This is a genomic window from Kushneria marisflavi (assembly GCF_002157205.1).
GTDB lineage: Bacteria > Pseudomonadota > Gammaproteobacteria > Pseudomonadales > Halomonadaceae > Kushneria > Kushneria marisflavi.
Genome location: NZ_CP021358.1, coordinates 1,775,414 through 1,800,662 on the forward strand (window position 1 = coordinate 1,775,414; position 25,249 = coordinate 1,800,662).

At 57.9% G+C, this 25,249-nt stretch carries 22 protein-coding genes; 8 read left to right on the plus strand and 14 right to left on the minus strand.

Going from position 1 to position 25,249, the window contains the following annotated elements; genetic code table 11:
* Nucleotides 1–13 precede the first annotated feature (13 nt).
* The 4 genes from B9H00_RS08125 to B9H00_RS08140 form a co-directional block, all read right to left on the minus strand.
* Nucleotides 14–1,960, minus strand: a complete 1,947-nt coding sequence (locus B9H00_RS08125) for an aconitate hydratase (RefSeq protein WP_086900232.1) — start codon at nucleotides 1,958–1,960, stop codon at nucleotides 14–16.
* A 60-nt stretch (nucleotides 1,961–2,020) separates the two neighbouring features.
* Entirely contained in the window at nucleotides 2,021–3,520 is a 1,500-nt protein-coding gene (locus B9H00_RS08130; RefSeq protein WP_086900233.1) for a sodium:solute symporter family protein, read from the minus strand.
* 2 nt (nucleotides 3,521–3,522) lie between these two features.
* Nucleotides 3,523–3,819 carry a hypothetical protein gene (locus tag B9H00_RS08135; RefSeq protein WP_174678717.1) on the minus strand — a complete coding sequence of 99 codons (297 nt, stop codon included), beginning with the start codon at nucleotides 3,817–3,819 and terminating at the stop codon, nucleotides 3,523–3,525.
* Nucleotides 3,820–3,969: 150 nt separating this feature from the next.
* On the minus strand, nucleotides 3,970–4,896 hold the full coding sequence (locus tag B9H00_RS08140; RefSeq protein ID WP_086901779.1) for a LysR family transcriptional regulator: 927 nt from the start codon (nucleotides 4,894–4,896) through the stop codon (nucleotides 3,970–3,972).
* A 136-nt stretch (nucleotides 4,897–5,032) separates the two neighbouring features.
* Here B9H00_RS08140 and B9H00_RS08145 point away from each other — a divergent pair, with 136 nt between their 5' ends.
* From B9H00_RS08145 to B9H00_RS08155, 3 genes are all read left to right on the plus strand, one after another.
* The gene (locus B9H00_RS08145; RefSeq protein ID WP_086900234.1) at nucleotides 5,033–6,313 is read left to right on the plus strand and encodes a CaiB/BaiF CoA transferase family protein; all 1,281 of its coding nucleotides are present in this window, start codon (nucleotides 5,033–5,035) and stop codon (nucleotides 6,311–6,313) included.
* A gap of 1 nt (nucleotide 6,314) precedes the next feature.
* The gene (locus B9H00_RS08150) at nucleotides 6,315–7,244 is read left to right on the plus strand and encodes a hydroxymethylglutaryl-CoA lyase (protein ID WP_086900235.1); all 930 of its coding nucleotides are present in this window, start codon (nucleotides 6,315–6,317) and stop codon (nucleotides 7,242–7,244) included.
* A 102-nt stretch (nucleotides 7,245–7,346) separates the two neighbouring features.
* The gene (locus tag B9H00_RS08155) at nucleotides 7,347–8,543 is read left to right on the plus strand and encodes an MFS transporter (RefSeq protein WP_236944394.1); all 1,197 of its coding nucleotides are present in this window, start codon (nucleotides 7,347–7,349) and stop codon (nucleotides 8,541–8,543) included.
* A 142-nt stretch (nucleotides 8,544–8,685) separates the two neighbouring features.
* On the opposite strand, the gene B9H00_RS08160 is transcribed toward B9H00_RS08155, so the two are convergent.
* Nucleotides 8,686–9,153 (minus strand): DUF4168 domain-containing protein, encoded by a 468-nt coding sequence (locus B9H00_RS08160; RefSeq protein ID WP_147376560.1) that lies wholly within the window; start codon nucleotides 9,151–9,153, stop codon nucleotides 8,686–8,688.
* 143 nt (nucleotides 9,154–9,296) lie between these two features.
* On the opposite strand from B9H00_RS08160, the gene gmhB reads away from it, so the two are divergent.
* The 3 genes from gmhB to B9H00_RS08175 all read left to right on the plus strand — a co-directional run bounded on the left by gmhB (nucleotide 9,297) and on the right by B9H00_RS08175 (nucleotide 11,729).
* Nucleotides 9,297–9,878, plus strand: coding sequence for a D-glycero-beta-D-manno-heptose 1,7-bisphosphate 7-phosphatase (gene gmhB / locus B9H00_RS08165; RefSeq protein ID WP_086900238.1), 582 nt, complete (start codon nucleotides 9,297–9,299; stop codon nucleotides 9,876–9,878).
* 92 nt (nucleotides 9,879–9,970) lie between these two features.
* Complete coding sequence (locus B9H00_RS08170) at nucleotides 9,971–11,194, plus strand: FAD-dependent monooxygenase (protein ID WP_086900239.1); 1,224 nt, start codon at nucleotides 9,971–9,973, stop codon at nucleotides 11,192–11,194.
* Nucleotides 11,178–11,729, plus strand: a complete 552-nt coding sequence (locus B9H00_RS08175) for a DUF924 family protein (RefSeq protein ID WP_086900240.1) — start codon at nucleotides 11,178–11,180, stop codon at nucleotides 11,727–11,729. The genes B9H00_RS08170 and B9H00_RS08175 overlap by 17 nt, the downstream gene beginning before the upstream one ends.
* A gap of 77 nt (nucleotides 11,730–11,806) precedes the next feature.
* Here B9H00_RS08175 and B9H00_RS08180 read toward each other — a convergent pair whose 3' ends face one another.
* Entirely contained in the window at nucleotides 11,807–12,535 is a 729-nt protein-coding gene (locus B9H00_RS08180; RefSeq protein WP_157663201.1) for a polyphenol oxidase family protein, read from the minus strand.
* A 310-nt stretch (nucleotides 12,536–12,845) separates the two neighbouring features.
* Here B9H00_RS08180 and B9H00_RS08185 point away from each other — a divergent pair, with 310 nt between their 5' ends.
* The gene (locus B9H00_RS08185) at nucleotides 12,846–13,952 is read left to right on the plus strand and encodes an NADH:flavin oxidoreductase/NADH oxidase (RefSeq protein ID WP_086900242.1); all 1,107 of its coding nucleotides are present in this window, start codon (nucleotides 12,846–12,848) and stop codon (nucleotides 13,950–13,952) included.
* A 33-nt stretch (nucleotides 13,953–13,985) separates the two neighbouring features.
* On the opposite strand, the gene B9H00_RS08190 is transcribed toward B9H00_RS08185, so the two are convergent.
* From B9H00_RS08190 to dksA, 5 genes are all read right to left on the minus strand, one after another.
* Nucleotides 13,986–14,729, minus strand: coding sequence for a PEP-CTERM/exosortase system-associated acyltransferase (locus B9H00_RS08190; protein WP_086900243.1), 744 nt, complete (start codon nucleotides 14,727–14,729; stop codon nucleotides 13,986–13,988).
* An 11-nt stretch (nucleotides 14,730–14,740) separates the two neighbouring features.
* Nucleotides 14,741–17,527, minus strand: a complete 2,787-nt coding sequence (locus B9H00_RS08195) for a bifunctional diguanylate cyclase/phosphodiesterase (RefSeq protein ID WP_086900244.1) — start codon at nucleotides 17,525–17,527, stop codon at nucleotides 14,741–14,743.
* A gap of 33 nt (nucleotides 17,528–17,560) precedes the next feature.
* A complete protein-coding gene (locus tag B9H00_RS08200; protein ID WP_236944395.1) occupies nucleotides 17,561–18,790 on the minus strand; it encodes a hypothetical protein in 1,230 nt (409 codons plus the stop codon).
* On the minus strand, nucleotides 18,759–19,181 hold the full coding sequence (locus B9H00_RS08205) for a substrate-binding domain-containing protein (protein ID WP_236944396.1): 423 nt from the start codon (nucleotides 19,179–19,181) through the stop codon (nucleotides 18,759–18,761). The genes B9H00_RS08200 and B9H00_RS08205 overlap by 32 nt, the downstream gene beginning before the upstream one ends.
* 533 nt (nucleotides 19,182–19,714) lie before the next feature.
* Entirely contained in the window at nucleotides 19,715–20,140 is a 426-nt protein-coding gene (dksA, locus tag B9H00_RS08210) for an RNA polymerase-binding protein DksA (RefSeq protein ID WP_086900246.1), read from the minus strand.
* A gap of 136 nt (nucleotides 20,141–20,276) precedes the next feature.
* Here dksA and B9H00_RS08215 point away from each other — a divergent pair, with 136 nt between their 5' ends.
* The gene (locus B9H00_RS08215) at nucleotides 20,277–20,936 is read left to right on the plus strand and encodes a DUF938 domain-containing protein (RefSeq protein ID WP_211329601.1); all 660 of its coding nucleotides are present in this window, start codon (nucleotides 20,277–20,279) and stop codon (nucleotides 20,934–20,936) included.
* 23 nt (nucleotides 20,937–20,959) lie between these two features.
* Here the strand turns inward: B9H00_RS08215 and B9H00_RS08220 are convergent, their stop codons facing one another.
* The 3 genes from B9H00_RS08220 to B9H00_RS08230 all read right to left on the minus strand — a co-directional run bounded on the left by B9H00_RS08220 (nucleotide 20,960) and on the right by B9H00_RS08230 (nucleotide 25,080).
* Nucleotides 20,960–22,102, minus strand: coding sequence for an App1 family protein (locus B9H00_RS08220; protein ID WP_086900247.1), 1,143 nt, complete (start codon nucleotides 22,100–22,102; stop codon nucleotides 20,960–20,962).
* A gap of 154 nt (nucleotides 22,103–22,256) precedes the next feature.
* Entirely contained in the window at nucleotides 22,257–23,561 is a 1,305-nt protein-coding gene (gene shiA / locus B9H00_RS08225) for a shikimate transporter (protein ID WP_086900248.1), read from the minus strand.
* Nucleotides 23,562–23,703: 142 nt separating this feature from the next.
* A complete protein-coding gene (locus B9H00_RS08230) occupies nucleotides 23,704–25,080 on the minus strand; it encodes a DEAD/DEAH box helicase (RefSeq protein ID WP_086900249.1) in 1,377 nt (458 codons plus the stop codon).
* Between the last annotated feature and the right edge of the window lie 169 nt (nucleotides 25,081–25,249).

Sequence of the window (25,249 nt, forward strand, 5' to 3'; positions counted from 1 at the left end):
CAGGCCTTCCACATCAGACCCGGGTCTCTTCTTGCTTCATCTTCAGATGGTTGATGACCCCGCCTGCCCTCAGGATATCGCGCTGACGCTCGCTGAGCTGATGTTCAAGCGTCACGGTCGTCCCGTCACTCAAATACGCTTCAACGGTAGTGCCCCGTTCGATCTGTTCGCCGGGTGACTCGATCGTCACAGCGCGACTGTCCATCAGGCGCTGATGATCGGCGTCATCGCTTACTGTCAGCGGCAGCACGCCAAAACTCACCAGATTCTGCCAGTGGATCCGCGCAAAGCTTTTGGCGATGACCACCTCAAGGCCAAGATAGCGCGGTACCAGTGCGGCGTTTTCGCGGCTCGACCCCTGACCGTAATTGTGGCCGGCCACGATGACATGCCCCGATGAGCCGGCACCGGCACGCTCGGCATAGCCACTGTCTACGGCTTCAAAGGTAAAGGCCGCCGAAGCCGGCACGTCACTCCACAGCGGCAACACGCGGTTACCGGCCGGCATGATGTCGTCGGTGGAGATGTTGTCGCCAACCCGCAACAGCACCGGCGCTTCAATACGCGCGGATAGGGCCGCCATCTCTGGCAGAGCTGGCGTGTGGGTGGTCGCCAGCATGACCGGGCGAGTCACGCCGACCTCGGGGGGCGTCACGAACATGCGCGGATCGACCACCATCTCACCGGGTTCTTCGATACGCGGCGCCGGACGCCCCAGCGTGCGAGGATCGGTGATCACCCCGGTCAAGGCCGAGGCCGCCGCCGTTTCGGCGCTGCATAGAAAGACGCTGTCTTCACGCGTGCCGGAGCGTCCGGGAAAATTGCGGGGCACCGTACGCAGGCTGTTGCGACCGGCGGCCGGGGCCTGGCCCATGCCGATACAGCCATTGCAGCCAGCCTGATGAAGACGCGCACCCGCCTGGATCAGATCGCCCAGATACCCTTCACGGGTCAGGGTCGCCAGCACCTGACGGCTCGAGGGATTGATGTCCAGCGATACCCCCGGGGCGACCATCTGACCGCGCACAATGTCAGCGGTGATGGCAAAGTCGCGATAGCCCGGACAGCCCGATGAACCGATATAGGCCTGATAGAGCGGCTCGCCAGCCGCCTCGCGAACCGGCACCACGTTATCCGGACTTGAAGGTCGGGCGATCAGCGGCTCGAGCATTGAGAGATCAATACGCTCATGGCGGTCGTACCGACAGCCGTCATCAGCGGCCAGCGCCCGGAAATCCGCTTCGCGGCCGCGCGCCTTCAAAAAGGTGCGCACCGCCTCATCACTGGGGAAGACGCTACTGGTAGCCCCCATCTCGGTGCCCATGTTGGCCATGACATGTCGATCCATTGCCGAGAGACCGGCAAGTCCCGGGCCATAGTACTCAAGGATGCAGTCTTTGGCCCCGGCCACTCCATGACGACGCAGCAGCTCCAGCACCACATCACGGGCGCTGACCCAGTCGGGCAACGTGCCCTCCAGATAGACACCCATGACCTCGGGCATGGTGATGTAAAGCGGCTCACCAGCCATGGCCTGGGCAATCTCGATGCCGCCGGCGCCAATCGCCAGCATTCCCAGCGCTCCGGCGGCCGTGGTGTGGCTGTCACAGCCGGCCAGCGTCTCGCCGGGCCGGCCGAAGTACTCCATGTGTACCGGGTGGCTGATGCCATTGCCCGGTCCGCTGTAGATGACCCCCAGCCGCTGGCAGGCGCGCTCCAGAAACAGATGCGCCTCGGCATTGATGCCATCGGCCTGTACCAGAGCATGATCGACATACTGCACGCTGGGCGAGGTGACGACCCGCTCGACGCCCATCGCTTCCAGTTCCAGCATGACCAGGCTGCCCAATACGTCCTGTAGCAGCGCCTGGTCGATGCGCAGGGCAATCTCCTCGCCCGGCTGTGGATTGCCCGAGACCAGATGATCATCGATCAGCTTGCGACTCAATGTGCGTTTCATGGTTCTTTTCTCCTCATTCAGTTCCCGGGCCAATGCCCTTGTGAATGAATCGGATCATGCTCAGTACTCGAAGCCGATCACCTTGCGCGCGTGTTCGCGGCTGGTCGCATCAGCGCCGGCCAGCCAGGTACCGGCCACACAGATCGAAGTATTGAGCAAAAGCCCCCACAGCCCGCTGTAAACGCCCAGCGGCCGATAGCCCATGAAGGTGAATACACCGGCCATCACGGCACCGGCCAGCATGCCGATAAAGACGGCACGGGCATTCAGGCGCGTCCAGTACAGTCCCAGAATCAGCGCCGGGGCGACCTGAATCAGCACTTCGAACTTGAGCACGAAAATTTGATAGAGCGTGGCCGGCGGATACCAGGCAATCACGATCAGGATGACCACGGCCACCAGCCCAACCAGCTTGCCGGCCAGCACCTTCTGATATTCGCTGGCATCAGGCTTGATATAGCGCCCGTACAGGTCGTTGGAAATGATCGAGGAAAAGGTCAGCAGTACCGAATCCGCGGTCGAGACGATCGCCGCGATCACCCCGCCGAACAGCAGCACCATGGCCCAGTAGAAAAAGGCGTTCTGATTGGCGAGCGCGTTGGCCATCATGCCCACCAGTTGCTCGGAATCGGCCGTGGAGAGCCCCGGGAAGGCGGCAATGCCGATGATACCCACCATGAACACAACACCGGCGGTCAGAAATGGCATGTAGGCCATGCGAATGAAGGAACGCTTGAGCGTGGCCTCGCTTTTCGCTGAAAAGATACGCTGCACGGCGTGCGGATAGATCGCCGCCCCGATCCCTACCAGCACCAGCAGACTGAACCAGCGGGTCAGGCCGGCACCATCGGGCGGATTGAGTTTCTCGGGCGAATTGGCCTGCATGTACTCCGCGGCAGACGGCAGACCGCCGAAGTAATACAGCGAACCGATCAACAGCGTGAACACCCCGAACAGCAGCGCCAGACCCTGAATGGTGTCGGTGTAGGCTACCGAGCGCATGCCGCCCAGCCAGCTGTAGGCCACCATGATGACGATGAAGAAGATCACGCCCACCTGATAGGGAATTGTCCCGCCAGTCAGGCCGGAGACCCCCTGCCCGATCGCCACGAACTGCTCAAGCAGATAGTTGGCAAGACCGTAGAGCATCAGGATGGCCGCCAGAATGCTCACGCTTTTGGAGCGAAAGCGCAGCTCGATCCAGTCGACCGGCGTCAGCAGCGAAAATCGTCGACCCAGGGCGTACAGACGCGGGGCGAAGAAGAGATACACCATGATGATCATGATGAAAAACGGCACCGACACCAGATACTGATAGCCCATGCGGTAGGCCGTCGGCGGATAACCGATGACGGTGTTACCGCTGTACTGGGTCGCAAAGAAGGTGAAAAAGAGCACCATGACCCCAAGGCCTCGCCCGCCGAGGTAGTACTCATCAAGGCTTTCGCGCATGCCGCGATTACGCAGGAAGGCAAAGACCCCTACCCCCAGCATCAACACGCCATACAGCACCAGCACGAAGATGCCCGACCAGCCACTGAACGCCAGTTCGACTTCCATGGTTATACCTCCCTGTCACGGCGGGCGCCGTCGCTTTTGTTGTTGTCACCGCCGATTTCTTTCCCATCGCCATAAAGCTCGTCGCTGTCGGTACGCCACTGGGTGTTGATCGTCCAGGTAATGAAGATCGACAGGGCCAATGAGGCGCCAAGAATCATCAGCGCCCACAGCGGGATGCCCATGAGCCGGGTCGAGCCGGCATCACTGGCGAAATACCAGGGGTTGATGAGAACAAACAGGACAATAAAGCCTAACCAGACGCGCCGTTTGCGAACAGGTTCGGACATTCTGGGTTTCATGAGATGCTCTCCCGGTTGGTCGGCCGCCGCATGCGCAACGGACAAGGGGTCATGGAGGACTCTATAGAGCCCTCACTGCCGATGGATATTGATGATTGAACAAGCACGACTTCGCCATCGGCGAAGCGCCAGGACGTTGGTCGCAGCCCTTCAGGCGGTGGCAGGGGGTGAATCGCCGGGATCTCGCTCGCCGCAGCGCAACAGATGATCCATCAGCTGCCGGGCAGGAACCGCCAGCGCTTCCTGGTCACGCACGACCAGATGCAGGTCGCGCAGCGCCCAGCCATCGATCAGGGGGATCGTGGCCAGCCGAAGGCCATGTCGCTCGGCGTTGACCGCCCGCAGAGGCAACACCCCGATCCCCATGCCCCGATCGATCATGCGACAGATACCTTCAAAGCTGCGCACCTGAATGCGCATGCGCAGCGGCCGATCAAAGCGACGCGCGCCATCCTGCAACAGCGCCTGCAGCGAGGCGTCCTGCTCAAGGCCGATGAAGTCGTTATCCAGCGCCTGTTCAAGCGCCAGAGAAGGCGCTTCGGCCAGCGAATGCGCCTGCGGCACGACCAGCACCAGTCGGTCACGTCGCCACAGGCGTGCCTCGAGCCCCTCGGCCGGCACGTGTCCGGCATAGAGGCCGATATCGGCCAGCCCGTCACGTACGGCGGTCACGATCTCGTGACTCAGACGCTCCTTCATGTCGATGCGAATCTGTGGGAAGCGGTTCATGAAATCGCCCAGGTCATCCGGCAGAAATTCGATAACCGATGAGGTATTGGCATGCAGGCGGACATGTCCCTTGATGCCCACCCTGTACTCGCTCATGTCGGCGTCAAGCCGCGAAAGTCCTGCCAGAATCAGTCGGGCGTGGTGCAGGAAGGCGTGACCGGCCGGCGTCAATTCGATGCCCCGCGGGCGGCGATAGAGCAGCGAAATGCCGGTCTGGTCTTCCAGATCACTGATGCGTTTGCTGACCGCCGCCAGCGCCAGATGCTCGCGCTCGGCGGCCCGCGTCAGACTGCGCTCATCGGCAATCGCCACAAACAGGCGAAGGGTGACAAAGTCAGGACGTTTCATGAGGGCTCCCATCAGATAGCGCTCTAGTCTGCCACTGTCTTCGTCGACTGCGAACGCTGCCTTGGTCAAACCCCAATTGCGTCCATGCCTGACCCTCGGCGATGCTCAAGGCCCTTTCCCTTGTCAGGAGTGCGCCATGACTGCGTCCGACGCCACTGCCGGTATTGATGCCCCCGGGGCACTCGCCGGTTTGAAGGTTCTGGAGATGGGCCAGCTGATCGCCGGCCCCTTTGCGACCAAACTGCTGGGTGAATTCGGTGCCGATGTCATCAAGATCGAGCCGCCCGGTACCGGCGATCCGCTACGCCGCTGGCGCATTGTCGAGGAGGGAACCTCCCTGTGGTGGCACGTCCAGACCCGTAACAAACGCTCGCTGTCGCTGGATCTGCGCAGTGAAGAAGGTCAGGAAATCGTGCGCCAGCTGGCACTCGAGGCCGACATCGTGGTGGAGAACTTTCGCCCCGGCACGCTCGAGAAATGGGGGCTGGGCTGGGAAACCCTGAGCGCGGCCAATCCGGGGCTGATCATGGTACGCATCTCCGGCTACGGCCAGACCGGCCCCTATCGCGACCGCCCCGGCTTCGGCGTGATTGGCGAGGCAATGGGCGGGCTGCGCTATCTCTCCGGTCATCCCGGCGAGCGCTCGGTGCGGGTCGGCGTGAGCCTGGGAGATTCCCTTTCGGCGCTCTATGGCGTGATCGGGGCACTTTTGGCCCTGCAGGAGCGCCACAAAAGCGGTCAGGGACAATACATCGATGTGGCCCTTTATGAGTCGGTGTTTGCCATGATGGAGAGTCTGATCCCCGAGTATGACGGCGCAGACGTGATTCGTGAGCCCAGCGGTAGCGCCCTGCCCGGCATCACGCCGTCGAATTCATACCCCTGCCTGAACGATGAGCATGTGCTGATTGCCGGCAACGGCGACAGCATCTATCAGCGTCTGATGCAGGCCATCGAGCGTCCCGATCTGGCAGAAGACCCGGCACTGGCCCACAACGACGGTCGCTCGCGTCAGGCCGAACGCATTGACGGTGCCATCGCCGAATGGACCTCGCGCCATGAGCGCGACCATGTTCTGAGTGTGCTGGAGAGCGTCGGGGTGCCGGTGGGCTTTCCCTACACCGCACGCGATATCGTCAACGATCCGCACTATCAGGCCCGCGACATGATCCAGACCATCATCACTTCCGAAGGGCGCAAACTGAAGGTACCCGGCGTGATGCCCAGGCTCAGCCGCACACCGGGTCGTATTGAAGGCGGTGGCCCACGACTGGGACAGCATACCCGTGACGTGCTCGACGAGCTGGGTATCGATGCCGACACCCAACAGGCACTGTTTGAACGGGGCGTGCTGTATGACACCCAGGAACCGGATGCCAAAGCGCCGACATCAGGCCATCGACAAGGGAGCAAGTGACATGAACCAGCGAGTGACCATTCAGGAAGTCGCCCCCCGCGACGGCCTGCAGATCGAGCAGCGCTTCGTGCCCACCTCTGAAAAGATCGCCCTGATCGATGCGCTCTCTCAAACCGGCGTGGCAAAGATCGAAACCACCTCGTTCACCTCACCAAAGGCCATTCCCAATCTGTCGGATGCCTCCGAGGTCATGGCCGGTATTACCCGCCACGAGCAGGTGGGCTACGTCGCGCTGGTGCCCAACGAGCGCGGTGCCGAGCGGGCGCTGGCCGCTGGCACCGATGAGCTCAATCTGGTGATGTCGGCAAGCGACAGTCACGGCCTTGCCAATCTGCGCATGACGCCCTGGCAGTCGCTTGAGCGTTTTCCCGCGATACTCGAGCTGGCACGCGGCCATGAGGTCTTCATCAACGCCTCGATCTCGACAGCGTTTGGCTGCCCGTTTGACGGTGAGGTGCCGGCCTCCCGTGTCCTGGAGATCATCTCGCAGCTGACGGCGATGGGCATTCGCGGCGTTTCCCTTTGCGATACCACCGGCATGGCCAATCCGGCTCAGGTCCGGGCGTTGTGTGAGCACGTGCTGGCGCGCTGGCCAGAGCTTGCCCTCACGCTGCATGTGCATAATACCCGCGGCATGGGGCTAGCCAATGCCCTCTCTGCCTGGCAGGCTGGCGTGACGCGCTTTGATGCGGCACTGGGCGGGCTGGGCGGCTGCCCTTTCGCACCCGGCGCCAGCGGCAATGTCTGCACCGAGGACCTGGTGCACATGTTTGAGGAGATGGGCATTGATACCGGTGTGGATCTCGATGCCCTGCTGGCCGTGTCTCAAACGCTGCCCGAGCTGGTCGGTCATGACGTACCAGGACAGGTGGTGAAGGCCGGACGTTCGAACCGGCGCTATCCGCTACCGGAATCCGCGAGCGCCCGATAACCCCTGCGGCCGTCGATGACGGCCATCTTCCTTTGCACCCGGATTCAAACGGGATCACACTGCGCCACTTCTGTTCAGCCCTGTTTCAGAGAGACGCCTGCCGTGACATCCCGGGATACGACATCGACGGCCCTGCCTACCCCCTTGTTGCTGCTAATGGCCATGGCCACCGGCATCTCGGTGGCCAGCAACTACTATGCCCAGCCCCTTTTACATACCATCGCCGACCAGCTGAACCTGAGCCATTCCGGCGCCGGCATCATCGTCACCACCGCACAATTGGGCTATGCCGCAGGCCTTTTGCTGCTGGTCCCACTGGGCGATATGGTCGAACGGCGCCGGCTGGTCGTGACCATGATGCTGCTGGCCACTGTCGGGCTTGTGATCAGCGCACTGTCTACCAATCTCGCCGTGCTGCTGCTGGGCACTGCCATGACCGGCATCTTTTCGGTGGTGGCCCAGGTACTGGTACCCTTTGCAGCCACGCTTGCCGCGCCCGAACAGCGCGGCCGCGCTGTCGGCACCGTCATGAGCGGGCTTTTGATCGGCATCCTGCTGGCCCGTACCTTTGCCGGAGCACTTTCAACGCTGGGTAACTGGCGGCTGGTCTATATGGTCGCCGCCGTACTGATGCTGATCACTACCGGACTGCTGTGGCGCGCCCTGCCCAGACTCAGCACCCATGCCGGACTTGGCTATGCGGCGCTGATCCACTCGGTCGGCCGGCTTCTGGCAACACACTCGGCGCTGCGCCTGCGGGCCGCACTGGGTGCGTTGACCTTTATGCTGTTTGCCGCCTTCTGGACCCCAGTGGCCTTTCTGTTATCAGCACCACCCTGGCAGTTCAGTGATGCCACCATTGGCCTTCTGGGCCTTCTGGGGGCTGCCGGGGCGCTGGTCGCCCCCTGGGCCGGACGCCAGGTCGATCGCGGTCGGGCACGCCTGACCACCACGTCAGGACTCTTGTTACTGCTGGTGGGCTGGCTACCGCTATTCTGGGCCGAGCGGTCAATGATCGCGATCGTGATCGGCGTGCTGGTGCTCGATATCGCTGTGCAGCTGGTGCATATCACCAACCTCAACATGGTCTATCGCATCGACCCCGATGCCCGTAACCGTCTCAATGCCGCTTATATGGTGAGCTACTTTCTTGGTGGTGCCACCGGCTCGCTGGCCTCGGCGTGGCTGTACGGCCATGCCGGCTGGACGGGGGTGACGGCGTTCGGCGTCATCACAAGCCTTTTGGGGCTTGTGATCTGGTGGCGAGGTCATCGATATGAAAGCCCCCCGGCAACATGATCTCGTCATGATCTGATCAGCCCTGGGAAGCGCCATGGCCGGGCGCAAAACCAGGCGTCAAAAAAGCCGGCCCGCCAAATGGCGAGCCGGCTTTTTGTTTGCTAATGCTACCGAGCAGCGTTGGCCGCCCTGACACCCGGCTTTACTTCGCCGGCTGCTGCTGGGCCTGCGACTGCATGGCCTGAAGCTGCTTGTAGAGCTCGGGGTCCATGTTGATCAGGCGCTTTTCCAGTGCCTTGTCACGCGAGGCATCGGTACCGATCTTCTGATACTGCTGAACGGACAGGTCATGCTGCTTGAGGGAGTCTTCCGTCTTGCTCTGGAACTCCTGCATCATCGACTGCGCCTGCTCCTGATCCTTCACGTTCTGGCTGGACAGACTCTTGATGACCGGAATCATGTCGCGATTGACGTCCAGAAACGAGCGAAGCTCATCATCCTGATACTGTTTTGACAGGGTGCCAGGCTCCACGGGCTGAGGCTGTTGCATCTGCGCCGGTGCCTGCGGCTGGCCCTGCTGAGCGCCCTGGCTGCCGGCCATGGCCATCGGGGCGGCCAGCAGGCCGGCCGTGATGAGCGCCGCGCCGAGCATTGATACGGGCTTTTTCATGGTGAACTCCGAAAAAAGAATTTGATTCAATGTAATGTAGTCATTGCAGGGCGTCCAGAAACCGACTGTGAACACAACCTCGGGTCTCTGGCGTCATTTCAAATCAATCCCCGTTTTCCGGGACCGCTTTAGAGAGCGCCGACATGAATGCAGGACTGATTATCCTCGACCGGGATGGCGTGATTAACGAGGATTCCATCGAGTTCATCAAAAGCCCCGAGCAGTGGCTGGCCTTTCCGCAGGCGCTGGAAGCCATCGCCCGCCTGCATCAGGCCGGCTGGACGCTGGCCGTGGCCACCAATCAGTCCGGCATTGCCCGCGGCTATTTCAGTGTGGAAACGCTCAATGCCATGCACGACAAGATGCACCACGAAGTCGAGGCGGCAGGCGGCAGGCTCACCCATGTCGTCTATTCGCCTCACGGCCCGGACGATGACAGCGAGACCCGCAAACCCAAACCGGGGCTTTTGTACCAGATCCGCGATCTGTGTCAGCTTGAGTGTCTTGATCAGGCATGGATGGTAGGTGACAGCCTGCGTGACCTGCAGGCCGGCCAGACCGCCGGATGCAGGACAGCGCTGGTATTGACCGGCAAGGGAGAGATCACCCGGGGAGAACTTGATCAGCTCGAGCGCCCCGATGAGGTCGTGATTGCCGATTCGCTGCTCGATTTTGCCAACCGCCTGCTCTCCGATGATCCGACCATGACCCCATCGCGTCAGTAGCGGCGGCGCGGGAGAACCACGCGAGCGCAGCAGGCGTCGTTTATACTTGAGTTCTTCTTTTACACGGCATTGTTCACACGGATGGCGCAACCATGACAGAAACCAGCACGATCACATCCGACATCGTCATTGTCGGCGGCGGCATTGCAGGACTGGCCATGGCCGCCCGACTGGCGCACCGTACGGCCTTTACCATTACGGTGCTCGACAGCGACCGCGCCCCGGAAATGCCTGACGAGACGCTCCAGCTTCGCACCACCTCGCTTAACAGCGCCGCGATGCGCCTATTGGAAGAGGCCGGCGTCATGGCGCATCTGCCCTCACGCTTTCTGACCGACTTCGATCGCCTCGAAGCCGGCAGTCGCAATGCGCCGGACGCGTTAAGCTTCAGCGCCAGGGACATTGATCTGGCCCGCTTCGGCGTCTTTGTTGAAAACAATCGCCTGCGCACAGCGCTCTGGCAGACCCTGATGCCGATGGCACAGGTTACCCTGATCAGCGAGTCACGACTGTCGTCGCTTCAGCGCCATGACGATCATGTGGACGGTCTGCTTGATGATGGTCGAGCGCTGAATGCCCGCCTGATCATCGGGGCCGACGGTGCACGTTCCCAGGTGCGTCATCTGGCCGGCATCAGCAGCCAGCAGCGTGACTACGCCCAGGAAGCGATGATCATCAACGTACGCCTGACCGAGGCGCCTGGAAACACCACCTGGCAGATCTTTACGCCCAGCGGCCCGGTGGCCCTGCTGCCGCTGCATGACCGGCAGGCCTCGTTGATCTGGTACGACCGTCCGGGACAGGTCCAGAAGCGCATGGACATGGACGATGACGCACTGCGGACAGCCATTCTTGAGGCCTTCCCGACACGTCTTGGACAAATCGAGGCCATTCTCGAGCGCGGCCGCTTCCCGATTCGACGACTCCATGCTCAGCGCTATGCCGGCAAGCGCGTCGCACTGATTGGCGACGCCGCCCACGTCATTCACCCCATGGCCGGCCAGGGCATAAATCTGGGGCTGGCCGATGTCATGGCACTGGCCGAGGCTCTGGAGCATGAAAGCGATCCGGGGGCGGCTCAGGCACTGAGTCGCTATCAGCGCCGCCAGTGGCCGCGCAATGCAGCCATGCTGACCGGCGTCGAGCAGCTTCACCATCTGTTCACCCTGCCCTTTGCACCGCTGCGAACGCTGGCAGAACGTGGTCTAAAGGGCGCCGATCGGATGGCGCCGGTCAAACGCTTCATGATGTCGCTGGCCACAGGACAGCCGCTGACCAACGCCAGAGGTACCGAGGATCATGACACACAGCCATGATCATAAGGATGTCCTCGCGTTCTGGTTCGAGACCCTGACGCCCGGGCAGTGGTTTCGCCGTGATGATGCCCTCGATGACACCATCGCGACCCGCTTCGGCGCGCTGCTGGCAGCGGCACGTCGGGGTGAGCTTCACTACTGGCGCAGCAGCGACCGCGGCCGCCTGGCCGAAGTTATCGTCATCGACCAGTTTTCACGCAACGTGTATCGCAACGATCCGCGCGCCTTCTCCCATGATGCGCAGGCACTGGTGCTGGCTCAGGAGGCCGTTCGCCTGGGCTGTGATCAGCGACTGTCACTCAGGGAGCGTCCCTTTCTTTACATGCCCTGGATGCACAGCGAATCCCTGCTCATTCATCAGGAGGCAGGCAGGCTTTTCGCCCAGCCCGGTCTTGAACGCCACCTGAAGGTGGAGCATCGTCACCTGGCCATTCTCGAGCGCTTTGGACGTTACCCCCATCGTAATGACGCGCTTGGACGTGACAGCACGGCTGAAGAGCGCACCTTCCTGACCACGCCCGGCTCGTCTTTCTAAAGGGCATGGCTTGAAAGGGCGCGACCTTGAAAGGCACGGTGTTTCACGTGAAACACCGTCTTTGCAGACAACAGGTCTCAGGGCGATATCACCAGCCCCGAATGCTGATTGGGCAGTTTCGGGCGTTCATCGGGGTCCGGATGAGTCAGCGTATGACGCCGATGGCTCTGAAACCGATAGGCGTCCGGGTCAGGGCCATCCAGCGATCCGGTGCTGCCATCAAGCAGTGTGGTTATCGTGCACTGATCGATATGCTCGATTTCTCCGATGCCGGCGGCCTCCAGCTTGTGACAGGCCATGGCCCCGAGCGCCAGATGATGCGGCAGCGGCGAGATGATCTCATCGGGTATCGACAGAGACGTTTTAAACCGTGTGACAAGCGCCTCGCTGACCTCATAAGCCCGGGCACCGGCCGCCGGCCCGACCACCGCGACCCACTCTGACAAATCGCCCCAGCGCTGCGCCATGATACGACCCAGCATTGCCTCGATAATACCGTCGAGCAGGCCGCGCCAGCCGGCGTGTAGTGCACCAATGTATTGCCCGCTGCGATGGGCCAGCAAAACAGGCAGACAGTCAGCCGTGACAACCGACACTGGAATGCCGGGGCGGTCTGTCAGAAAACCATCCGCCTGACCGCAGGCCTGCCCCGACTGCTCAATGGTGACAATCCGCGTGCCGTGCACCTGCTGCTTTTTCAGGCGCGCCGACTCAAACTCGACAAGGGCCTCGGGCATCAGCGTCCGACGATGGCCAAAACCGTGTGCCACTGACGCGATGCCGGATAACAGCGGGGATTGAATCATGGGGAAGCTCCAGTGAGGGTAGCGATCACGACCTTTAGTGTATGTCTGAGCGCGCATGGCGGTGCGATTCAACGGGATTCGGAAAAATACAGGCAAAAAAAAGCCTGCCAGGGGGTGGCAGGCGACAAGAATATTTCTTGCAAGGGATCATTCAAGGGAACACTGACTTTGAGTCACCCATCGCGAAAGAGTTCCTGACAGGTGCAAAAAATTTTCGATGTGCCTCATCGATTTTGATAGCGTGCTAACAAAACCGATTCATGCCAGACTCTTGACCCTCTGCTGGACCCATTATCAAAGGAACACCGTTATGCCCTCCCCTCGTCTTTTCGAACCGCTCAGACTTGGCCAGCTTGAGCTGGCCAATCGCATCCTGATTGCTCCCATGTGTCAGTATTCAGCCAATGAGGGTAATGCCACCGACTGGCATACCATCCATCTGGGCCATCTGGCGCTGTCCGGAGCCGGCCTGCTGATTCTGGAGGCCACGGCCGTTTCATCGGAAGGCCGCATCAGTCCTGATGATCTGGGGCTCTGGAACGACGACAATGAACAGGCTCTGAAACAGACGCTGGAAGCAGTACGCGCTCATTCGGATATGCCATTGGGAATTCAGCTTGGCCATGCCGGACGCAAGGCCTCTACCCATGTGCCCTGGGAAGGGGGCGCCCAGATCGCACCTGACGCACCGCGTGGCTGGCAGACCGTGGCGCCCTCGGAAATCGCCTACAGCGATGAGGAGAATATCCCGCACGCGCTGTCCATTGAGGAGATCGGCGAGATCCGTGCACAGTTCCAACGTGCCGCCGAGCGCTCGGCGCGGCTGGGCATCGACGCGATCGAGATTCATGCCGCTCATGGCTATCTGCTGCATCAGTTTCTGTCGCCGCTCTCCAATCAGCGCAGCGACGAGTATGGCGGCAGTCTGGAAAACCGCATGCGCCTGACACTTGAGGTCTTCGATGCTGTCCGCGGTGTTTTCCCACAGGAGCGCCCGGTAGGCATCCGCATTTCCGCGACGGACTGGGCAGAGGGCGGCTGGAGTGTAGAAGAGAGCCAGACGCTGGCCCGCGAGCTCGATGCGCGCGGCTGCAGCTTCATTCATGTCTCAAGTGGCGGATTGACGTCAGCCCAGCAGATTCCGGTGGGCCCGAGCTATCAGGTACCGCTGGCACGCGCCATTGGTGAGGTCGTTGACATGCCCACCATTGCGGTAGGCCTGATTACCGAGCCGGAACAGGCAGAAGCCATCGTGGCCACCGGAGATGCCGATGCCATCGCACTGGCTCGGGCCATGCTGTACAACCCGCGCTGGCCGTGGCATGCCGCCGCTTCCCTGGGGGCGCAGGTTGCCGCGCCGAATCAATATCTGCGCTCGCAGCCCCATCAGTACAAGGATCTTTTTTTGAAGAAGTAAATTTTCAGGCAGGGCTATCGAAGATAGCCCTGCCTAACCGGCCCCATGGCTGGTATGTGGGCTGACGGATTCAGCCTGGTCGAGGCGCCCCTTGACCAAAGCATACATATGAGAGAAAAGAGGAGAAACATGACTTAGCGAATCACGTGTATTGCCATAATAGGCAGCGCGTAAACCGCATATATCATGAAAGGGGCTAATCCTTTCTATTTTCATACCTGTACCGCGCAGCAATCGAGCAAATTTTTTCTCTATAAATCCCATCACATGCGGTCGACCCATCGTTTCCAATAAGGCAGCAGAGGAAACAAATAAAGCGATACTAATAAGTCGATTGACAGCATCCAGTCCCGCTGTCTGCAAATCATTCCCCTCAAGATCCTTTCGCTTCCTGTATTGGCGAGCCACAACAATACGGGAAATCTCACACAATTTGTCACGAGGAATATTTTCAAGATCGATAGTATTGGAGGCCAGGCTTCCTCCACAGTAGTTTTCAACAGGGAGGTATGAAAGGCTGCCGATCACATGCAACTGTGGAACAACAATCCTCGCAGAACCTACGATCTGTTGAGTAACACGACAAAAAACCACGATATAAATGGCATTACTATCATAATCGTCGCGCTCTTCTCCGTTTTCAGGAACACCCGAAAGCTCATACCCCAGCTCCTGAAGAAAAACTTCATGCCTTAATCTATAAATCTCGTGTTTATCTGTCTCCGACGAGGCCAGTCTTACATCGAATCTTTCAAAGAAAGCACTAACAAACTCCATTTTCAGCCACCTTACTCCTGGATATTGAACGAGGCAGCTTCTGCTGGACGACCCATGTAGTATCCTTGAGCATAGGCAATACCATATGACTTGAGTATTTCAATGATTGCTTCCTGATCAACAAACTCTGCTATAACTTCTTTACCAAAGCCCTTCGCAATATCAGCAATTGATTTTACAATTAGACGATCCTTATCATTGGTCAGCATATGCTGAATGAAAGAGCCATCTATCTTTATGTAATCAGAAGGCAACTGATCGAGGTAATGAAAGCTGCTGAAGCCCACTCCAAAATCATCCAGTGCTATGCGGCACCCAAGATCGCTGATTTCCTGCAAAACGTTTCTTGCAGTAGCCAGATCGGCAACGGCCGCCGTCTCAGTAATTTCAACAATAATGCGTGAAGGAGACACGTTTCTATTATCCAGCTCACGCTCGATAAATCGCTTAATGGTGTCATCATGTAGAGATTGTCCGGATAGATTAATGGCAAGGCTTGCCTGATCGTTCTTTAATTTACTTAACAGCAAAACGGCTTCCCTGACGACCCAGCGGTCTATATCAACGATCAATCCAAATCGCTCTGCTACCGGTATGAAAGAGCCTGGCATATGTAATCTGCCATTTTCGTCGTACATTCTTAGAAGAACTTCATAATGTTTGACACTAAGATCTTCGAGACAAACGATGGGCTGAAGCATCAGTTTAAATCGATTATCAGCCAGTGAAGAACGAATAAGCTCGACCCAATATGCTCTTTCCTGCAGTTGTTCACGGGACTCATGAATAGAGGAAAGCAGATACCACTTTTGTGTGCTTTTTTCTTTCGCTTTGTACATGGCCAGATCGGCACTGGCCATCAATTCTGTCTCATTATTTCCGTGCTCGGGATACAGCGCGATACCAATGCTGGCCATGGCTCGATGGTGGCGCCCATTTTCCGAAAATAGAATGCTTTCAAGCCGTTCATGAACCTTTTCTGCAGTCGCCAGGGCCTCCTGAGCATCAGCGGCTTCCAAAAGAATGGAAAACTCATCTCCTCCCTGACGGGCCACAATACACTCACCGGCCAGCTCGCTACTTAGAGCATCTGCCACCAGGCGTAAAAGCTGATCGCCCGCATGATGTCCCCCCAGCTCATTGACCATCTTGAACTGATCAAGATCCAGATAAAGCACAGCACCATGAGCACCACGCGCAATAGCAGCCTCAAGAGATTGCTGAAAAAAGCGCCGATTATAAAGTGAGGTCAATGGATCGCGGTGTGCCAGCCATTCGAGCTTCTGTTCTGCCTTTTTACGGGCAGAGATATCCAGGCCTACAGAAATACGCTGCGCCGTTTTATCATTATCCCCCATGGTCGTATGCACCCAGGTGATAATCTTCTCTTCTTGATGGGCTCCTCTGACGACACTTTCATGCTGGCTCAAGGAGTGGTTCAGTGCCCGAGCATGAATTTGAAAAATATTCTTGAACTGCTTGCCAAGAAGCTGTTTTCTATTCATCCCCAGCAATTCAAGAGCATATTGATTCACGAGTGTGATACGGCCATCCACATCCTGGGTAAAAATAAGTACATGTGCTGTATTTAAAAGACCGGTAATAAAGTCCCTTTCATGCGAAAGCTCCAGAAGCCTCTCATTGAGCTGTTTTCCCTTGAAATCGACCTCTTCTTCAAGTAACTCCAGCTGGTTGGCAAGTTTCTGTGCTGTTTGACCCAGCACATCAATCTCATCATGCCATAGCCCGCTTCTCACTTTTGCCTGCTGACGAATCTTGTCAAAGCCTCCTTGCGCCAATACCGGAAGTAAATAGGTCAGGCGTCTAAGGCGTGCCATGGGGCGCCACATGATGCCAAAAAGCAGTATTTCTGCACTTAGCCACCCACCAAGAGCAATAAGTAACGTATAAGTTGTTGTGCGATTGATGGTACTGATTTGATCACTGACATCCGATGTCAAAATAAAATAACCTTTACGGCTTTCTTCTTCGGCCTTGATCGGCATCGCCAGTAATTCGTAGGATCGACCCTGGTATTTGATGATTCTGGGATTTCCCAATAGTTCTTCAAAAGAAAATCTTTCTACAGCTGCTGTTAAAAGGGGCAGGGTCGATTTCTCATGGGTTACTGCAGTAATCATCATTGACCAATTATCAAGATAGTGGTCATCTACAGTATTTTTTTTATTATTTTTTAATAATAGCGCAATATTGCCGCCTGCATTTTGCAGGGCATAAAGGGCGATATCAGCCAAGGGTCTTGCCACTAGCACACTGCCTACACTGTTACCATTCAATAGAATGGGAACCATCGCGTACTGCCTGCAGTCATAACGACAAAATATCTTGTTTTCAGGGATATCGTTATCAGAAACTCCCTTTACCCATCGAGCAATGATGTCATCATCCGTATCAGCCTGTGGCTGGCCCATATGCAGAAAAAGGCTGCCATCAGAGTTATAAACCGTGACTTCTTCCAGCCCGCTTCCCAGTTGCAGAGTAGGCCATTGGGATTCAATGACTTCCTTTCCTGCACCGATATCCTGATTAGCAAGAGAGCTACCCAGACTTTCCGAAGCGGCCACGATGCTGGCAAGTTGGCGCAAATCATTGCTGTCGCGTTTGATTGACACCTCAATCTCTTTAATCTGGCGCTCATAATTATTATTTTGCATCACCTGAAACTGACGCGTCATGTTCATATGGCTGACAAAAGTAAAAACGGACGCCAGCCCCAGTAACACCAGACTGGTCAGAAATATGGCACGCCATTTAAGGCTGAAAAACTTCTGTTTCATCCTTACCCTCAGCCTTTTTAAATACTTCAACTACTAGAATAGAAAAGAGGCCTGAAACATCATCATGTCCCAGTATCTCTCCGTATCACTTGTTTTATTATCCGAAGGTGGAATCCAGCCTGTGCCATCAACGTGATGATACTCGGTCGATAAAAGAAGGTTCGGCTGGGGCTGCCATTTCAGTCCCAGCGTCAGGTCTCTGGCAAACCTCGAGTATGCAGGACCATGATTATCATTTTCGTATTGTTTGCCACTACGATCGCGCCAATTGTTTGCCATAACGTCATAGCGCACCAGCCAGCGCCAATCTTCAAAAAGGCGTCGGTCATACTGGAGATACCAGCTGTCTCCAACCACGTCCCGGTTTAATTCGGAGACATCGAGTCCACTAATCTTTCTTCTTCTAAGTGCATACTCTGTCGTCAGACTCCAGTCAGCACTATTGTATTGGGCTGACAGGGCGATCGGCTGAAACTTGAATTTCCCATTGCCAACTGATGCGTTTTTGGTATCAAAATTTGCATTGACATCAGCAGCACTCAGCGCCAGCACTACCTTCCCGCCTTCATGCTCATAGCGAATCTGTCCCAATGTTGAATAGCTACCATCCATTGACGGAGAATTATCGCCGGGAAAGGAAAGCGCGTTTTCAGCATCGGAACCAAAGTTGGGCAGACCGCCACCCACATAAAAATAAAGTATTCCGTTGGAAAGCCTTTCTTCCTCGTAAAGCAATACACCATCTGATGACAATCCAAAGGATCGGGTTCTATCAAAGTAGATGGACTGTGGCAGCAATATACCAGGGCGTGTAAAGGCAATATCGCGTGTCTGGTTGTACAGACCATAAGGATGTTTTATTCGACCTATCTGAAAACCAGCCGAACGATGATTATTGGCGAGCAATTGATAATCCAGCAGACCGTAATCAAGCCGAGGTTCATAATTTTCATTGTCATCACCGGCTCGGCGACTCAGCACCTGTGCAGAAATCAACAGGTTATTGGTCGGACGCATGGACACATTGGCACCGACTTCCGTGTACTGAAGGCTGCCACCATCCTGGGTACTGGGGCCAAAAAAATCATTATGCCGGCTGATGATCAGCGCCTGACTCATGAAACCATGCGCCTGTACGGTATCAAATACATCGGCACGAGCCGGCGATATTCCAATGACCAGCCCGCTCATGGCCAGCGAAGCGCCATATAACCAGCGATAAGCCTGGTCATTACTCCACCGAGAAAACGCTGACGCTATCATCCACGGCTCCTTTATTCAGATAGCCCAGCCCGCCTGGTGTACTGGCCACACGTTGTCTCATTTCTTCAACCGAACCGACTTCATTGGGCGCCTGCCCGGTGCCGGAAAACACCAGCCGATCCCAGGAAAGACGCAATTGATGGGGGTACACGCCAAGGATCTCCTTGGTAAAGCGCTCATGCAGGGGGTGCTTGTCGGGGAGTACGAAAACATGGGCCGCCTCGCCGGAAGGCAAGGTGCGCTGGCGCATGGCAAAAATGGCGCGCACGGTTTCTCGTGTCATATTGCCAGGAGGCGTCGACGGGTTGGCGATCAGCACCAGCGATTCCTGGGCATGAACCGCCTGGCCGCACCAGAGCAGCAATGTGACTATCGATGCAAGTATTACCATGCCTTTCGGCATTTCTCAGGCTCCCTGCCCCTGCCAGAAAAAAAGCCACTTCCAGCTACCCGGGGCAGCATGAATCGGCGTGTCTCATCAGTGGTGGTTTGATATGAGACGGCCATCATGCCTGCCAGCCCGCGGCATCAAATGCTCAAGAAGCAACCATTCCTCAGTGCATATCGTCACCAACCAGGTTTATCCGGATCAATCCAGGTTAAAAACCCTGGACGAAAGGTTGTCATGACAGCCCTGTATTGATGCCTTTTCATTGTTCTTTTACAGAATGATAACGCTTACATTAGAAATGTATATGTGCAGATTTGGTGATATAGCGCGTACTTTTTACCGACCGATAAAAAGATTAATTATGATTAGCTTTTTGATGCCTTTGGAAACCATGGTTTGATACTTGCCATGATTTAGTCTAACCCCAAGAGGCATCATCACCAGTAAATCGCAAAAAGACATAAAAAAATCGCCCCGGGATGGGGCGATTTTCAGACAGGGCCGGTACGAACACCCGACAGGGATGTCACCGCTTAGCGTCGGCGTGCGTAATGGTTTTCCTGCTGCTCCTGGCGCTGCTTGGCCTCGATGGACAACGTCGCGGTCGGGCGCAGCAACAGTCGCTTGAGCCCAATGGGCTCACCGGTTTCTTCGCAGAAGCCGTAATCACCCTCATCAATGCGATCAAGCGTTGCGTTGATCTTGCGCCACAGACGCGTTTCGCGATCGGCCTGACGCAGGGTATAACGCAGCTCCTCTTCACTTGCGGCGCGGTCGCTGTCATCGCCGCTGCTCTCGGCCATGCCGATACTGCCGCGCATTTCTTCCAGAGTCGTTTCGACTTCCTTGCGCTCGTTGAGCAGCAGCTGGCGAAAGTATTCCAGCTGAGCATCGTTCATGTAGTCCTCAGCCGGCATGGCAAGAAGCTCTTCTTCGGTAGCAGGGGTCTTGACTGTCATGATGCTTCGCCTCACTGAGTCCATTCAAAAAAGCGTTCTAACATAGCAGAAAACCAACGTGACAGGGCAATGCCCATTAGTTCAAATTCATCTCGGTTTTCATCACCTCGTGCCGCCAGACCAAAAGGACCATGACATGACCACCATGGATGACTTGAGCACCGCTCCGAATGACCCACGGCAATACAGCCCGGCAGCCCAGCGCAACAAGGCGCCACTACTGAACGTGCTTCGTACACGCCTTGCAAGGGGCGCGCGCGTACTGGAAGTTGCCAGCGGCAGCGGCGAGCACATCATGCACTTTGCCCGCGAGATGCCGGACAACGAGTTTATCCCCAGCGATGCTCATCCTGCGGCGCTGGCTTCAATCAAGGCCTGGCAGCGAGTGCTGCAGCAGGAAGCCCCTGATGCTCGACTGCACCCGCCGCTGGCGCTGGAAGTCGGCCAACGACCCTGGCCTCTAAGCGAGCGGATAGATGTCATGCTCTGTTTCAACATGATTCATATCGCGCCCTGGCAGGCCACACTGGATCTTTTGGCAGGAGCTGCACAACACCTGGAACCCAACGGATGGTTGCTGCTTTATGGACCGTTCAAACGCAACGGACAGCATCAGGCCGACAGCAATGCGGCCTTTCACCAAAGTCTTCAGGCGCGTGACAGTCGCTGGGGTGTGCGGGATCTTGAGCAGGACGTCATACCGGCTGCCCATGAAGCAGGATTCATGCTAGCCGAAATCATCGAGATGCCGGCCAACAATCTCTGCGTGCGGCTGTCACGTCATGCGGAGCATTGAAGCAGTCACTACTGAAGCAGGCACTACTGGGCTTCGCGCACCCGATCGAGGGCATCACTGGAGATATAGCCATGCTCATGGGCGTGTTCGGCCATGGTCAGACTGTCAGAAGCCAGCACCAGCGCGCACTGACTGTTCTGTTCCTTGTCGATCTGGGCTGACAGCGCTGCGATGGCCTGCTCCCGGTCGGTATCATTGCTGACATCGCGGATATAGACCGTTCGAATGCGGCCGGGATAGTCCCGCACGATATCGGCATAGATTTCGGGATCATGCTGACCGCTGTCGCCGATCAGGACAAAGGGCAGCGGATCGTAAAGCTCGAGCATGGTCTCGATCAGCTCGCGCTTGTGATCTTCTGCCTTGCGCGGCAGCGGACGCTGGAGGGTCAGCCCCCACTCACGCAAAAAAAGAATCGGCCCGACCGGAATGTGATTGAGCCGGAAAAAGGCCTCAAGCATCTCGTAGATGCTCCAGGGCGCTCGCGAAACGTAAAGCAGCGGACGCTGGCAGTGCTGATCGCCATCGCCGACATGAAACCCCCGATACAGCGCGGCTACCCCGGGAAAGGCAGTACGCTGCTCGGCGCGCGCGATAAACAGGTGATACATCATCTTCAGCTTGTTGGCCACGCCGGTATACATGACCGTATCGTCAATATCGCTGATGACCGCAAAGTCGATGTCAGACGGCGGAATATAGATGTCGGCGACAGCATCTCCACCGGCCCCATCATTGGCGCGGGCACTTTTTTGATCCTTGCTGGGCGAAAGAATGCGCAGATGCGCTTCATGCCAGATCCGGTCACCGGGCAGCGGGGTCTCAAGCTGAATGTGGGCATTGAAGTAGCCATCCCGATCCGTCGTGACCGTGACCGTCTCTTCTCCCAACTGGATCTGGACATCGATATGTTTGATGCCCCAGCGCACGGTGCGGCGCACGATGTCAGCCAGGTCCCGGCGCCATGAACCTTCAGGCAGATCCAGATTGAAACCGGGCTGACGAAATACCCGCCCCATCATGAACACTTCGCGGTGCGTGCCGTAGCCTCGATAGGTATGGATCAATCGCCCGCCATGCACCCTTTCAGACTTGGCCGGACGCGCCACTACATGAAGCAGTTTCTTGAGCCCCTTGAGCAGGGTGGCGATAGAGCGACGTGGCATGGAGCTTAATCCGGTAAAAGACATCGAGTCCCAGAGATGGCGAAATAAAGGAGCCTTATGCTGGCCAATGCTTGAAGAGTAGTCGCCCCGTGCCGCCCTGTCGCCCGTTCGTGACCAACATGACAGCACGAAGCGAGCACGCCGGCACCAGCTGTCAGCCGGCGCGGTGCCGCTGAATGCTCATGACGCCCAGCGCCGACAGGGCGCAGCCCACGGCCAGATAGCTGGCGACCGGTAGCCAGCTGCCGCCGGACATATCCACCAGTGCCGCGGCAATAAATGGTGTAAACCCGCCACCGACAACGCTTGCCACCTGATAGCCGACCCCGGCGCCGCTATAGCGATAGGCCGTTCCAAACATTTCGGCAAACATCGGCTGCTGCACACTCACCACCATGTCGTGGGCCATGTTGGCCAGCATGACGGCAAAGAAGATGATCCAGATCACCGAGCGGGCCTCCAGCGCCATGAAAAAGGGAAAGGCGCACAGCACCCCGATAAGCGCCCCCATCATGTAGATGCGACGCCGACCGAAACGATCGGCCAGCAGCGCAAACAGCGGGATGGTCACACAGCTGATGGCGCCGACCAGCAATCCAATATTGAGAAAGAGTTCTCTGGAAAGCCTCAGCTGGCTGGTGGAATAACTCAACGCAAAGGTGGTCACGATATACATCGTGAAAAGCTCGGCCAGTCGCAGCGCAATGATCTGCAAAAACGCCTTTGGATGACGGCTCAGCGCCTCGAGTACCGGCGGCCGGGCAGGTGCCTGCCCCTTTTTTTCGACGCTATCCTTGAACTCGGGTGACTCCTCAAGCCCCGCGCGTACCCAGAAGGCGATTCCCACCAGCACGATCGAAAACACAAACGGCAGCCGCCAGCCCCAGCTTTGAAAGGCTGCATCATCCAGAAAATGGCTCAAAAGCGACACGCTGCCGGTGGCCAGAATCAGCCCCACCCCGTAGCCGACCTGTACGCCGCTGCTATAAAACGCCCGCCGATGCCCCGGGGCACTCTCGACCGCCATCAGTGCCGCGCCGCCCCACTCACCGCCCACGGCAAAGCCCTGAAGGGCGCGCAGTACCACCAGCAGGGTGGGTGCCCAGACGCCAATGCTGGCATAGGTCGGCAACACCCCGATCAGTGCCGTGGAAATGCCCATCAGCATGACCGTCAGTACCAGCATGCGCTTGCGTCCCAGCCGATCACCAAAATGGCCGAACACGACGCCGCCAAGCGGGCGAAACAAAAACCCCACGCCAAAAGTGGCCAGTGCCGCCAGAGTACCGGCCGCCGGGCTGACGTTGGGAAAGAACTGACCGTTGAAGACCAGCGCCGCCACGATGCCGTAGAGCAGGAAGTCATACCAGTCGACCACTGCCCCGACAAAGCTGCCCAGCGCCGCCCGCCGCGCCTGCTGCTCCCGGGTCAGCATTCCCGAACGACTTTCTGCACGCATGATCACACGCCTCTTTAATCAGTGATTCAATGAAGGTCAGCGACAATGCCACTGCTCACTGCAGGCGTCCACTGCCCGGCCGACATAAAAAAACCGCCTGCCGGAGCAGACGGTTGTGATCACAATGCGGTCTTTCGTATGGTCAGCGGTTGCCGCTGTTGTCGGCCGTACGAGGGCCGCTGCGACGACGGCGACGTGCCGGACGGGCCTGCTCATCACCGCTGCCACCATTGCCGCCACTGCGTGAACGATTGCCTGGGCCGCTGCGACCGGCACCGCCGCCACTGCGCGCACCACCGCCGTTATTGCGACCGCTGCCCTGACGACGCTGACCGCCGCCCGGGCGCTGTTCGCGCTCGTCCGGCGTTTCCGGCACGGCGCGGCTGAAGTCAAAGCCTTCGGCGCTGGCCACCGGAATGGCGCGACCGATCAGCTTTTCGATCTGCTTGAGCTGGCCACGCTCATCGGGCATGACCAGTGACACGGCCTGACCGCTGGCACCGGCACGGCCGGTACGACCGATACGGTGAACATAGTCGGCCGGTGTCTTGGGCAGTTCGAAGTTGACCACGTTGGGCAGCTCGGAGATATCAATGCCGCGGGCCGCCACATCGGTGGCCACCATCACTTGCACTTCCCCGCTCTTGAAGCCGGAAAGCGCGGCAGTTCGGGCATTCTGGCTCTTGTTGCCATGAATGGCCGCCGCCGTGATACCGGCCTTCTGCAGATGCTGGGTGACCCGGTTGGCCATGTGTTTGGTAGCCGTAAAGACCAGCGCCTGCGACCACTGATGATGCGTGATCAGGTGGGTCAAAAGCGCCATGCGCTGGGGCTTTTCAACCATATAGATCGACTGATCGACACTTTCGGCGGCGGTGTTACGCGGCGCCACGTCGATGCTGACCGGGTTGTCCAGCAGCGTGCCGGCCAGCTCGCGAATTTCTTTTGAGAAGGTCGCGGAAAAGAGCAGGTTCTGACGCTTTTTGGGCACCAGGCGCAGGATCTTCTTGATGTCGTGGATAAAGCCCATGTCCAGCATGCGGTCGGCTTCATCAAGCACCAGGGTTTCGACCTGATCGAGTCGCACGGCCTTTTGATTGACCAGATCCAGCAGACGGCCCGGGCAGGCCACCAGCACATCCACACCATCGCGCAGTCGCGCGATCTGCGGATTGACCTTGACGCCGCCGTAGACCACATCACTTTTCAGACGCGGCTTGAGATGGACGCCGTACTTCTCGACCGACTCACCGATCTGAGCGGCAAGCTCACGCGTCGGGGTCAGGATCAGGGCGCGCACCGGACGCTTGTGGCCCTGAGGCTCACGCGACAATCGCTCCAGAATCGGCAGCGTGAAGCCGGCCGTCTTGCCGGTACCGGTCTGGGCGGCCGCCAACACATCGCGACCTTCAAGACAGGCCGGAATGGCCTTGGACTGAATGGGAGAAGGTGTCTGGTAGCCAGCATCTTCGAGAGCACGCAAAAGCTCGGGCGACAGCCCAAGTTGGGAAAATGACATCGACAGGTTGTCTCATGGCGCTATCGGATGCTGGCGTCTTCTTCGCGAGAGCGACAGCGCCGTGACAGCGCAGGGGGAATTTCAAATGACGGAGGCAGGCCAACGACCTGCCCGTGCGAAGAGGAGTGCCAACATAGGGGATTTGTGCCCCGATTGCCAGCGTTATCGT